Source organism: Dokdonia sp. Asnod2-E02 (genome assembly GCF_045063915.1).
Lineage (GTDB): Bacteria > Bacteroidota > Bacteroidia > Flavobacteriales > Flavobacteriaceae > Dokdonia.
This window is the reverse complement of record NZ_JBEFNX010000005.1, coordinates 1,076,009-1,088,314: the sequence shown is the minus strand read 5'-3', so window position 1 is coordinate 1,088,314 and position 12,306 is coordinate 1,076,009. Positions and strand designations below refer to the sequence as shown.

General features: G+C 39.3%; 11 protein-coding genes. 4 read left to right on the top strand and 7 right to left on the bottom strand.

What is annotated here, in order from left to right:
- The first annotated feature begins 2 nt into the window (after positions 1 to 2).
- Genes ACJJVM_RS04905 through ACJJVM_RS04890 form a run of 4 tightly spaced genes read left to right on the top strand, consistent with a single transcriptional unit; the run spans position 3 to position 3,867 of the window.
- Entirely contained in the window at positions 3 to 683 is a 681-nt protein-coding gene (locus ACJJVM_RS04905; protein WP_405210970.1) for an SDR family NAD(P)-dependent oxidoreductase, read from the top strand.
- Positions 684 to 686: 3 nt separating this feature from the next.
- Positions 687 to 1,283 (top strand): SprT-like domain-containing protein, encoded by a 597-nt coding sequence (locus ACJJVM_RS04900; protein WP_298351547.1) that lies wholly within the window; start codon positions 687 to 689, stop codon positions 1,281 to 1,283.
- 8 nt (positions 1,284 to 1,291) lie between these two features.
- Entirely contained in the window at positions 1,292 to 2,377 is a 1,086-nt protein-coding gene (locus tag ACJJVM_RS04895) for a mannose-1-phosphate guanylyltransferase (RefSeq protein ID WP_405210969.1), read from the top strand.
- Positions 2,377 to 3,867, top strand: a complete 1,491-nt coding sequence (locus tag ACJJVM_RS04890; protein ID WP_298351554.1) for a DUF389 domain-containing protein — start codon at positions 2,377 to 2,379, stop codon at positions 3,865 to 3,867. Before ACJJVM_RS04895 ends, ACJJVM_RS04890 begins: the two co-directional genes overlap by 1 nt.
- Positions 3,868 to 3,958: 91 nt before the next feature.
- Here the strand turns inward: ACJJVM_RS04890 and ACJJVM_RS04885 are convergent, their stop codons facing one another.
- From ACJJVM_RS04885 to gcvP, 7 genes are all read right to left on the bottom strand, one after another.
- Positions 3,959 to 4,720, bottom strand: coding sequence for an ABC transporter ATP-binding protein (locus tag ACJJVM_RS04885; RefSeq protein WP_035327447.1), 762 nt, complete (start codon positions 4,718 to 4,720; stop codon positions 3,959 to 3,961).
- Positions 4,721 to 5,458, bottom strand: coding sequence for an ABC transporter permease (locus tag ACJJVM_RS04880; protein WP_298351558.1), 738 nt, complete (start codon positions 5,456 to 5,458; stop codon positions 4,721 to 4,723).
- 74 nt (positions 5,459 to 5,532) lie between these two features.
- Entirely contained in the window at positions 5,533 to 6,624 is a 1,092-nt protein-coding gene (locus tag ACJJVM_RS04875) for an alkaline phosphatase (RefSeq protein ID WP_405210968.1), read from the bottom strand.
- Between the two features lie 64 nt (positions 6,625 to 6,688).
- Positions 6,689 to 7,540: a glycosyltransferase family 2 protein gene (locus ACJJVM_RS04870; RefSeq protein ID WP_405210967.1), complete on the bottom strand. Its 852-nt coding sequence runs from the start codon at positions 7,538 to 7,540 to the stop codon at positions 6,689 to 6,691.
- Position 7,541: 1 nt separating this feature from the next.
- Positions 7,542 to 8,063: a methyltransferase gene (locus ACJJVM_RS04865; protein ID WP_405210966.1), complete on the bottom strand. Its 522-nt coding sequence runs from the start codon at positions 8,061 to 8,063 to the stop codon at positions 7,542 to 7,544.
- Positions 8,064 to 8,118: 55 nt separating this feature from the next.
- On the bottom strand, positions 8,119 to 9,177 hold the full coding sequence (locus ACJJVM_RS04860; protein ID WP_405210965.1) for a 3-oxoacyl-ACP synthase III family protein: 1,059 nt from the start codon (positions 9,175 to 9,177) through the stop codon (positions 8,119 to 8,121).
- A gap of 252 nt (positions 9,178 to 9,429) precedes the next feature.
- Positions 9,430 to 12,279, bottom strand: a complete 2,850-nt coding sequence (gcvP, locus tag ACJJVM_RS04855) for an aminomethyl-transferring glycine dehydrogenase (RefSeq protein ID WP_405210964.1) — start codon at positions 12,277 to 12,279, stop codon at positions 9,430 to 9,432.
- Positions 12,280 to 12,306: the final 27 nt, after the last annotated feature.

The window sequence follows — 12,306 nt, the reverse complement described above, 5'->3', positions numbered from 1 at the left end:
TTATGAAAAGAGTTATTATTACTGGTACAAGTAGAGGGATAGGTTTTGAGCTGGCAAAGCAGTTTGCAAAGGAAGGGCATCAGGTACTTGCGCTTTCGCGAAAGCATAAAAGTTGTGCAGATCTTAATCTACAAAATCTTACCGCATTTCCTTTTGATATTACAAATCAAGATGATTTTCAAAAAGTTGTAGACTTTATAGAGAGCGATTGGGAAGGTGTCGATATCTTAATTAATAATGCAGGTGCATTATTAAACAAACCATTTGCAGAGACTACCATTGCAGATTTTGAGCAAGTGTATCGTGTCAATGTTTTTGGTGTAGCAGAGATGACCCGTGTAGTACTGCCTTATATGAGAAAAGGAAGCCACGTGGTGACTGTATCAAGTATGGGAGGAATACAAGGGAGTATGAAATTCCCGGGTCTGGCGGCGTACAGCTCAAGTAAAGGAGCAGTTATCACCTGGAACGAACTTCTGGCAGAAGAGTATAAAGAAAGCGGTATCGCTTTTAATGTGCTAGCTCTAGGGGCTGTACAAACAGAGATGCTAGAAGAAGCATTTCCGGGTTATGAGGCACCGCTTACTGCAGTGCAAATGGCAGATTATCTTTATGACTTCTCTCGTAAGGGTAATGCTTTTTATAATGGTAAAACACTGCAAGTCTCTGCAAGTACACCTTAATGTATGGTTGAAACCTTAAAAAAATACATTCCGGAGCGGGCAGCACCACCTGTTTTTGAGCTTATAAAAGAACACGGAGTGTATCTTAAAATTGTAAATGAGCGACTCACCAGGCACGGAGATTATAGAATATTACCAGACGGGCAACACCAGATTACCGTTAATGTAAGCCTTAACAAATACAGGTTTCTCGTCACGCTAGTACACGAGATAGCACATCTCGTTGCGTTTAAAAAATACGGTAGGCGTATAAAACCCCACGGAAAAGAGTGGAAGCATACCTTCCAGCACCTTATGTTACCCTTTATACGGCCAGAGATATTTCCTCAAGATTTATTGCCTTATCTCGCAAGACATTTTAAAAACCCAAAGGCAAGTAGTGATACAGATGCACATCTTTCTGTAGCTTTAAAAATGTACGACCCACCGTCTGATAAAAATTATATATTTGAAATACCTACAGGAAGCACCTTTAGAATCCAAAATGGAAAAATTTTTCAGAAAGGAAATAAAAGAGTTAAAAGGTATGAGTGTGTGGAAGTTGCAACCGGAAAAGTGTATCTTTTTCAACCTAATGCAGAGGTAGAACAATTAAAATAAACACAAGTATGAAAGACAATAAAAACTATTATGCCCTTCTTATGGCAGGAGGTGTAGGTTCTAGGTTTTGGCCTGTAAGTACGCAAGCTTTCCCAAAGCAGTTTCACGATATGCTAGGTACGGGAGAAACTCTTTTGCAAAAAACGTTTAAGCGTCTTTCAAAGCTTGTTCCAGAAGAGCAAATACTTGTGCTTACTAATGTAGATTATAACGATCTCGTAAAAGAGCAATTACCACAAATCGCACAAAAAAATATTGTGCTAGAGTCTGCAATGCGTAACACGGCTCCTTGTATTTTACTTTCGGCACTTAAGGTAGAAAAGGAAAACCCAGATGCAGTGATGATTGTAGCGCCTAGTGATGCTTGGATTGAAGATGAAGATGCCTTTGTAGGTGATTTACAAAAAGCCTTTGATGCGGCAGAGAAGGAAGAGGCTATTGTAACTTTGGGTATACAGCCCACATTTCCTAACACGGGGTACGGTTATATAAATTATGATAAGAGTGATAACGCTTTCGCGAAAGCGGTAAAACGTTTTACAGAAAAACCAGATTACCCAACTGCCAAAGAATTTGTAGCCAGCGGAGAATACCTCTGGAATGCCGGAATGTTTATCTGGAGTGTAGCAACTGTGGTAAATAGTTTTAAAGAGTTTTTGCCAGAGATGTATGCGCTATTTAATAAAGGGAATGCTGTTTATAACCTACCAGAGGAGCAAGCTTTTATAGATGAAGAGTATCCTAAGGCAGAAAATATAAGTATAGATTTTGGCGTGATGGAAAAACATCAAAATGTAAAGGTCATCCCAGCCACTTTTGACTGGAACGACTTAGGTACTTGGGGGTCATTATATGATAAAATGAAAGGTGATTCTGGTGAAGATGCCGTAGTAAATGCTCGTGTAATTGCAACAAACACATCGGGGAATATTATAAGAACTGCTAGTGATAAAGTGGTAGTTGTAGACGGACTTAAAGACTACATTATCGTCGAAAAAGAAGATGTTCTCGTTATTGTGCCAAAAAGTAAGGAGCAAGACATCAAGGAGATTCGTAATGAGGTACAATCAAAATTTGGTAATAATTTAGGATAGTGGAAAACAAAGATAATATAGGGGCAAATCCTGACCCAAAGCCTAGCGAGTTAGATATAAATCCTAAAGAAGATATGCGCGATGAGGCGCAGAGTGTCTGGGAGTCTATAAAGCAATTTTTAAACGATCTTCTTGATATACGAGAAGACACAGATCGCTCTACTACGGTAGAGGCGATACGTAAGGATATCCCTTTTAAGGGACACAACGCGTGGATTCTTATATTCTCCATTTTTGTGGCGAGTATAGGTCTTAACGTGAGTAGTACGGCAGTAGTGATAGGAGCGATGCTTATAAGTCCGCTTATGGGACCTATTGTAGGTGTAGGACTTTCTATCGCTATAAACGATGCGCTTATGATGAAGCGCTCGTTTGTAAACCTTGCCGTTATGATTGTACTTAGTGTGCTCACGGCAACGCTATATTTTAGTTTATCACCAGTAAAGGAAGAAACTCCAGAGCTTATGGCTCGTACTTGGCCTACTATACTTGATGTATTTATAGCCATCTTTGGTGGTCTTGCACTTATTGTGGCAAAGACTAAGTCTGGTACAATTGCCAGTGTGATTTTTGGTGTAGCAATTGCAACGGCACTTATGCCACCTTTATGTACTGTAGGGTATGGATTGTCACAATCTATTATAGGTAACAGTGAGGGGCTTTACTGGGCGCTTGGGGCGATGTATTTGTTCTCTATAAATGCTGTATTTATAGCGCTAGCAACATTTACAGTATCAAAACTTCTCAAATTCCCGCTTGTAAAATATGCAAATCAAAAAAGGAGAAAACGCACCACGCGTATGGCTACGCTCATAGCGGTACTTGTTTTAGTGCCTAGTGTGTGGACTTTCTTAAGATTACTCAATCAGCAAATTTTTATCACAAAAGCAAAAGCTTTTGTGACTAATACGATTAAGTATGAAGGTGCAGAGATTGTAAAAGAAACTGATGATGCCGAGAAAAAACGAATAGATGTCTACCTCATAGGGAGTCTGGTACCTCAAAATATTATAGATAGGTGGGAAGATGAATTTAAAAAAACAGAGGACTGTGAAAACTGTACGCTCGTAGTACACCAAGGAGCAGATCAAAGCGGAGAGCTAGCCGCTAGACTGAGTACAGAGGTGCGTTCTGGAATCTTAGAAGATCTTTATGTAAAAAATCAAGAAGCAATGAGCTCAAAAGATGAGCAAATTAGATTGCTAGAAAATGAGGTGACACAACTTAGAAGTACTGCTTTGCCATTTGCATCTATGCGTAATGAGGCTAAGATTAATTATGATGGGCTCAAACGTTTTGGGTATGCGACTGAGATTACTACAGACTTTAGTGGCGCTATAGATACACTCACCGTCGTGCGTGTGATGTGGGCAGATAGTTTATCTCAAGAGGTAAGATCAAGACAAGAGCAAAAAATGGGTCTCTGGATCAAAGAACGTTTTACGCTAGATACTGTGGTGGTAAGTGGTAATGTTGAGGTAAGAAAGTAAACGGAAAGTGTTGCTCTTCTCCATTACTGAAATGGGTTATGTGCTATTAGTAGTTTGATTACGCTTTCGCGAAAGCGCTATTAAAACCTTTCTACTTTGCGTTTTGAGCTTCTCTCACCATTTTAAACAGGTTAGAAGAGTAGACAAAGTTGGTCACATCTTTATTATCTGTTTTAAAAATCTCGTGACGCGTTCCTTCCCAAGCGAGATGTCCTTTTTGTAAATACACAATGTGATCACCTATCTCCATTACAGAGTTCATATCGTGGGTGTTTATGATTGTGGTAATATCATATTCTATAGTAATCTCACGTATAAGATTATCTATCACCGTTGCCGTATTAGGATCAAGACCAGAGTTGGGCTCATCACAAAAAAGATATTTAGGATTGTTTACAATAGCGCGGGCTATAGCAACACGTTTTTGCATTCCTCCAGAAATTTCTGAGGGAAGTTTATGGTTTGCATTTTCGAGATTTACACGCTGTATCACTTCATTTGCTCTGGCGATGCGTTCCTTTTTTTTCATTTTGGTAAACATCTTGAGCGGGAAAGCGATGTTCTCTTCTACCGTCATAGAATCAAAGAGGGCGCTCCCTTGAAAAACCATCCCTATTTGCTCTCTGAGGTCACGTTGCTGCTCTTCATTAAGGTCTGAGTATGCATTGCCATTATATATAATCTGGCCGCTATCTGGCTTGTGAAGACCTAGCATTGTTTTTAAGAAAACCGTTTTTCCAGATCCAGACTGACCAATGATTAGGTTAGTTTGACCTGGTTTAAATGTGGTAGAGAATCCTTTAAGAACCTCAACATCTCCAAAACCTTTGCGTATGTTTTTTACCTCTATCATCTAGCTTAGTAATAATTGAGTTACTATAAAGTTTACAAGGATAATGGCAACACTAGTCCATACAAAGGATGTTGTACTCGCCTTACCTACCTCTAGTGCTCCTCCTCTCATAAAATACCCGTGATATGAGGGTATGGTTGCTAGTAAAAAGGCAAAAAGGAATGTCTTGAAAAAGGCATAAAATAATTGAAATGGTATAAAGTCTTCTTGTAGCCCAGATAAAAAAGCGTCATTTGAGGTAAAGCCTCCGTAAACCGCAGCGGTATATGCACCTATAATACCTAAGAACATTGCTATTGCAATCACAAATGGATATACAAGCATTGCAACGATTTTAGGAAATATGAGGTAGTTAAGAGAGTTAATACCCATAACTTCTAGGGCATCTATCTGCTCTGTTACACGCATTGTACCTATACTAGAGGTAATAAAAGATCCTACTTTACCTGCCATAATTATGGAGATAAATGTAGGTGCAAATTCTAGTATAACAGACTGTCTGGCTGCAAACCCTATAAGTGACTTTGGGATAAGAGGATTATTAAGGTTAAGCGCTGTCTGTATAGCAACTACACCTCCCACAAAGAAAGATATAAATGCTACAATACCTAGAGACCCTATAATAAGGTCGTCTATTTCTTTAAAAATAAGATCACTTAACACTCGACCCTTAGTTGGTTTTACAAAGGTGTCTTTGATCATTATAAAGTACGCTCCTATAGAGTGTAGGTATGACATTGAAGTTATTTAGAAAGCTAAAGTAGGGATTTATCAGTATGTTAAAATAGTATTTAAGATACCTTTATGAATACCTACTCTTTAATAAGGGCTTTAATCTTACTGTAAATTGCCGTATTTTCATAAATACCCATAAACTCTGCAGCGCCCGGTCCATAAGCAAAAACAGGTACCATAGTGGCACTGTGACCACCAGTAGAAAATGAAGGGTTTATTTTATTATAGTCTCCCTCATCAGATGCGAGGGTAAACCCTCCCGTCTCGTGGTCTGCAGTTACAACTACAAGTGTATTTCCATCTTTTGCAGCATAGTCAAGTACTTGACCTATTACAGTATCAAAATCTATGAGTTCGCTCACTAGATATTCTCCATCGTTATTATGACCACCCCAATCTACTTGAGATCCTTCTACCATTAAGAAAAAACCTTCTTTGTTTTTTGAGAGTCTTTTTATTCCGAGTTTTGTAGCGTCATAGAGAAAAGAACCTCTGCCTTCTAGTACTTTAGGCATCCCAGAGTCTGCTAGTAAAAAGCCGTATTTTTTTGAGGCTTTCATTTTAAGTGAAGGGTCAAGACGATCTAAGTACATCTCATATCCAGAACCTTCTAGTGCAGCAACAAGGTTGTTGCCATCCTCTCTGTTTTCAAAAAACTTACGCCCTCCACCGGCAAAAAAGTCTACACCAGAGGTAACGAGTTCTTGAGCAATCTCAAGTTCCATTTTTCTATATTTCTGGTGCGCATAAAAACTGGCAGGCGTCGCGTGGGTAATGGTTGAGGTTGCTATAACACCAGTTGCAAAGTTTCTTTTCTCCAGGTCTTCAAGTATAGTGGGTACAGCTATCGTATCTGTGTTTACACCTATAGCTCCATTGTATGTTTTTACTCCTGCCGAAAATGCAGTTGCTCCAGCTGCAGAGTCTGTAATAAGGTCACTGGCAGATGAAGTTTTAATAAGCCCTATGTGTTTAAATCTGTCATAGTTAGATGGCTGTGAGTTGTAAAACTGACTTGAAGAGATCTGACTTAAACCAGTTCCGTCTGCTATCATAAGGATAACATTTTTTGGTTTTTTGTTTTGTGCTGTGGTCTTTACAGAGGTACAAGAAATAGTAAGCCCAATAAGGCAAAGAGAAAGATATTGTGTAAAAGAGGTAAACTTCATTATTAGTCAATTTTTGTAAAAGTAGTTAATGTCTACGGTACTGTTTTAAAGAAAAAGTTAAGAATTAGAGACCTAGCTTTTTTCTTATGCCAGCCCAGCGGGTAGTTCTTATAAAATAACCCTCCTGTGGAGTCACGAGGTATTCTTTTTTTGCAGCTTTTGCTTTAAGATAGCCACTTAGATAGTCTTTGAGCAATTTTATATTACCTTTTCTTTTGGCGAGTTTACTAGAAGCTATAAGTGTTAGTATAAGCCCGTAGCGCATACCATAAAACGCTTCGCCTTGCTTGTATTGTGCACTTTTATTGTATGTATTTCCGGTAGGTTTAAGATGTTTTACGTGCAGGGTGTCATCTGTGTGAATCTCCCATTTATGATATTTTGCAAGTAGCTCATCTATGGTATCCCATCCCATAGCTTTCTTTATACCACCTATATCTTTAAAACAAGCTTTGCGGTAGCCCTTGAGTGCACCCCTTATGTGATCTTTATTTGTGAGGTTTTCTAGCTCCCAGTTTCCGTCTTTTTCAATGTAACAGAAACCGCCTGCCATTCCAATAGCGTTGTTTTCTGTAAAAGCATTATTTACCTTTTCTAAGTAGTTGTGCGGGAAGATGAGATCTGCATCATACTTGCAAATTACATCATACTCATCATCTATGCTTTCAAAACCTTTGTAAAAAGCGTTTATGACTTTACTTCCTGGTAGATGCTTGTCGCTACTTGTGATGTTGAGTAGGTGTATGTATGAGTGCGCTTTCGCGAAAGCGGAAACAATCTCGGCACTGTTATCTGTGCTTTGGTCATTTACGACTACCACTTTTTTAGGAAGATGCGTTTGCGCTACCAAAGATGCAAGCGTCTGACCAATAAAAGCCGACTCATTGTGACAAGGGATGACAATATAAAAATCCATCTTACTTGCGAGTGGCGTAAATCAAATAATATCGAGGCGTAAAGAGACGCAGCAATGGGCGGAAGCCTAGCTTTTTTACGGGATTAGTAAACTTCTCACGCTTTTGTATCTCCCATCCTGCTTTTTCAAATAACCAGTCAAACTGCCAGTCTTCAAACTCGTGATAATGTCTGTCCCACATATCTGTTTTAGATCTATAGGCTGGAGAAAACCATAATTTGAGAGGCACGCTCGCCACTATCTTATTTGCTTTTATGTCTTGCAATACGGTATAAGGAGAGAGTAGGTGTTCAAAAATCTCAAAAGCCGTAACGACCTCTGCATCTGCATTTTTCACTGCTGTGGTGTCTAGATCTAAGTCTTCGCCAGTTGTGTTTTGTACGTTGTAACCTTCACGCTCCATATATGTTACAAAGGGATTACGCACGCCCAAGTCAAGTATGCTCTGGTCTGTGCTTACCACATCTTTTAAAAAATGTAGCGTGTGCTTATAGCGCTTGTTTGGAAACGTGTTTTCGTACAAGAATAATTTATTAAATGGTTAGGCTTGATAACTTCTTTACAAAAGTAAAGATTGTCTAGTAACGATAAATCATCGCATTGATATTCATCCCTGCACCTACACTTGCAAAAATAACAACATCACCTTTGTTAATCTCGTGATTTTCTAGCGCGCCTTGACGTACAAGGTCAAAAACGGTAGGTACTGTAGCAACTGAGCTGTTACCTAGTTTGTTTATACTCATAGGCATAATGTGCTCTGGCATTTCTAAATCGTGTAGTTTGTAAAAACGACTCACAATAGCTTCGTCCATTTTCTCATTCGCCTGATGGATAAATATTTTCTTTACCTCGTCAATGCTACATCCGCTTTTTTCTAAACAAGACTTCATAGCCTGAGGAACTTGTGTAAGGGCAAAGTTGTAGATCTTACGACCGTACATCTTGATGTATTTTGTGTCTTGGTTTGCTTCTGTGTTATATGAAGAGCCATTAAAGAGGAAATAAGCTTCATCATATGTAAATGTTGCCGTTTCAAAAGCAAGTATACCTGTGTCGCTGTCATCTTCTTCTATAACAGTTGCACCTGCACCATCACTGTATATCATACTATCGCGGTCGTTATCATCTACAACACGAGAGAGCATCTCAGTACCTATAACGAGACATTTTTTTGCCATACCGGCTTTAATAAAAGCCTGGGCTTGAATAACTCCTTCTATCCAACCTGGACATCCAAAGAGGATATCATAAGCCACACATTTAGGGTTTTGTATACGTAAGTTGTGTTTTATACGCGATGCAAGGCTAGGTACAATATCACTAAAGTTTGAACCTTTTTGTACATCACCATAATTATGAGCACAAATGATATAGTCTAGTGTTTCTGGATCAATACCAGCGTCTTTAATAGCTTTCTCTGCTGCTTTTGAGCCCATATCTGAAGATTTCATCTCACTAGGAGCATAGCGTCTTTCTTCAATTCCTGTGATGGCCTTAAATTTTTCTATAATAACTCCATTTTCTGAGGTTATTGCAGAGCCGTCCATATTCAAAAATGTATGATCTTTAAACTGGTCGTTTTTTTGAATCACGTCAGGTATAAAACTGCCTAAACCTGTAATTTTAATTGCCATATAGGGTGTTTTGTAATCGGGTAAAGTTACTAAAATGTATCGGGATAGCGGTGAGGCTTTGTTAATCTGACCTCTTTTGTGAATTCTATAATTTTTAACCTATTAAACGCCATTTACAGCGAGTTATGATACGCACTTACACTATCATTGATATATTGTTAATTTTAAATAATGTTTTATACTTTTTCTTATAATATAAATGGTCTAAAGCATACGCTTTAGACCATTTCATTAATAGATTAGATAGAAGTGTTATGCTTCCATATATTCTTCTATAGGCGCACACGTACATATTAAATTACGGTCACCATATGCATCATCTACACGACGTACAGTAGGCCAGAATTTATTTTCGGCAACGTAGCTTAGTGGGTATGCTGCTTGCTCTCTACTGTATGTAAAGTCCCAAGTATCTGCCGTGAGCATTGCTAGGGTGTGAGGAGCATTTTTCATTATATGATTAGGCTCATCTGCCGTAGCTGTTTCTATCTCTTTTCTTATCGATAACATAGCATCACAAAAACGATCTAGCTCTTCTCTGCTTTCACTTTCTGTAGGCTCTATCATAATAGTTCCTGCAACAGGAAATGATACTGTAGGTGCGTGAAAACCATAGTCCATAAGTCGCTTTGCAATATCTGTTACTTCAATACCATTTGCTTTAAAAGGGCGGCAGTCTATAATCATCTCGTGAGCTGCGCGACCGCGTTCTCCTACATAAAGACACTGGTAAGCACCATCTAGTCTTTCCTTAATATAGTTTGCATTAAGGATTGCATACTCAGTAGAGTGACGCAGTCCTGGTTCACCTAGCATAGTGATATATGCATAAGATATTAAGCAAGCTAGAGCAGACCCCCAAGGAGCAGCACTTATGGCTGTAATAGCTTTATCTCCTCCGGTTGTAATAACAGGGTTAGATGGTAAAAATGGAACTAGTTGCTTTGCAACACAAATAGGTCCTACTCCTGGGCCACCGCCTCCGTGAGGAATAGCAAAGGTTTTATGTAGGTTAAGGTGACACACATCTGCACCTATCGCACCTGGGTTAGTAAGGGCAACTTGTGCATTCATATTTGCACCGTCCATATATACCTGGCCGCCGTTATCGTGTATGAGTTGCGTGATTTCTTTTACAGCACTCTCATAAACACCGTGTGTAGATGGATATGTAATCATAAGTGCGGCAAGATTGTCCTTATGCTTCTCAGCCTTCTCACGTAAGTCGTCTACATCAATGTTTCCATTTTTTAGCGCTTTAGTTACCACTACTTTCATACCTGCCATTACTGCACTTGCAGGATTTGTTCCGTGTGCAGAAGATGGAATGAGGCAAATGTTTCTATGGCTGTCTCCACGAGACTCGTGGTATGCTCTTATAACCATAAGACCGGCATACTCACCTTGTGCACCAGAGTTAGGTTGTAATGAAGTGCCTGCAAAACCAGTGATTTCGGTAAGTTGATCTTCTAGTTTTTTAAGCATTGTCTGGTACCCTTCTGCTTGGTCTAATGGTGCAAATGGGTGCATATTCCCCCACTGCGGATCAGAAAGTGGTAGCATTTCAGAAGCAGCGTTAAGCTTCATCGTACAAGACCCTAAAGAGATCATTGAGTGATTTAATGATAAATCTTTACGCTCAAGTTTTTTGATGTAACGCATTAACTCTGTTTCAGAGTGGTATGTGTTAAAAACTCGAAGCGTTAAAAATGATGTCTCACGTGCTACTGTTTCAGGTATCGCATTTCCTTCGGCTATTTCTGTTACTGTGATTGTTTCTTTTGAGTACGCTTTCGCGAAAGCGGAAATAATATCATTTACATCTTGAAGTGTTGTTGCCTCGTGTATTGATATGGCCACTGTCTCTGCATCTGGATAGTGGAAGTTAATCTCCATCTCTTGTGCAACTGCAGCTACCTTTGCAGCATCTGCCTTAATCTGGATAGTGTCAAAGTAACTCTCGTTTACTTGATATAATCCTAATTTTTCAAGTGCATCTGCTACAGTTGCCGCAGTATTGTGTACTTTATTTGCTATATTTTTTAATCCTTCTGGACCGTGATAAACACCGTACATACCTGCCATAACTGCAAGTAGTACTTGTGCGGTACAAATGTTTGACGTTGCTTTATCACGTTTGATGTGTTGCTCGCGTGTTTGAAGTGCCATACGTAGAGCACGCTTACCATCTGTGTCTTTTGTCACGCCGATGATACGACCCGGGATACTTCTCTTGTAAGCTTCCTTAGTTGCAAAGTATGCGGCGTGAGGACCTCCGTAACCTAACGGAATGCCAAAACGTTGTGTGGTACCTACCACTACGTCTACTCCAAACTCTCCTGGAGCACGCAGTTTTACAAGACTTAATATATCTGCAGCAACGGCTACTTTAATTTCGGCAGCATTTGCTTTTTCTACAAAGGCAGCATAATCATATACTTTTCCAGATACTCCTGGGTATTGTAAAATAGCCCCAAAGTATTCCCTAGAAAAGTCAAAGTCTTCGTGCTTACCTACTACAAGTTCTATTCCTATAGGAGTAGAGCGTGTTTGTAGTAATGACAGCGTTTGTGGTAATATCTCTTCAGATACAAAAAACTTGTGTACACCTTCCTTCTTTTGTGCACGACTACGTACAGAAAATAAGAGTGCCATAGCCTCTGCAGCGGCTGTTGCCTCATCAAGTAGGGAAGCATTTGCAAGCTCCATACCCGTAAGGTCTGTAATCATAGTCTGGTAGTTGAGCAAAGCTTCAAGTCTTCCTTGTGCAATCTCTGCTTGGTACGGTGTATATGCCGTATACCATCCTGGATTTTCTAAAATATTACGCTGTATGACTGCAGGTGTAATTGCTTGATTATACCCTAGACCTATAAATGATCTGTATACTTTGTTTTTGTTAGAAAGTGCAGTAATATGAGCAGCAAACTCGTGCTCACTTATGGCTGGATCTAATGATAATGGATTGTCGAGTCTGATGTTATCTGGAATGGTCTCAAAAATGAGTTGTTCCATAGTCTCAACTCCTACGGTTTTAAGCATCTCTGGGAGATCACTTCTACGTGGGCCTATGTGGCGTAATGCAAACGAATCTGTATTCATCGTATTGATTTATTTAAGGATGCACAA

Excerpts from the sequence above, each read along its gene's own strand:
- ACJJVM_RS04905 (WP_405210970.1), top strand. The coding sequence starts at position 3 with ATGAAAAGAGTTATTATTACTGGTACAAGTAGAGGGATAGGTTTTGAG.
- ACJJVM_RS04900 (WP_298351547.1), top strand. The coding sequence starts at position 687 with ATGGTTGAAACCTTAAAAAAATACATTCCGGAGCGGGCAGCACCACCT.
- ACJJVM_RS04895 (WP_405210969.1), top strand. The coding sequence starts at position 1,292 with ATGAAAGACAATAAAAACTATTATGCCCTTCTTATGGCAGGAGGTGTA.
- ACJJVM_RS04885 (WP_035327447.1), bottom strand. The coding sequence starts at position 4,720 with ATGATAGAGGTAAAAAACATACGCAAAGGTTTTGGAGATGTTGAGGTT.
- ACJJVM_RS04880 (WP_298351558.1), bottom strand. The coding sequence starts at position 5,458 with ATGTCATACCTACACTCTATAGGAGCGTACTTTATAATGATCAAAGAC.
- ACJJVM_RS04875 (WP_405210968.1), bottom strand. The coding sequence starts at position 6,624 with ATGAAGTTTACCTCTTTTACACAATATCTTTCTCTTTGCCTTATTGGG.
- ACJJVM_RS04870 (WP_405210967.1), bottom strand. The coding sequence starts at position 7,540 with ATGGATTTTTATATTGTCATCCCTTGTCACAATGAGTCGGCTTTTATT.
- ACJJVM_RS04860 (WP_405210965.1), bottom strand. The coding sequence starts at position 9,177 with ATGGCAATTAAAATTACAGGTTTAGGCAGTTTTATACCTGACGTGATT.
- gcvP (WP_405210964.1), bottom strand. The coding sequence starts at position 12,279 with ATGAATACAGATTCGTTTGCATTACGCCACATAGGCCCACGTAGAAGT.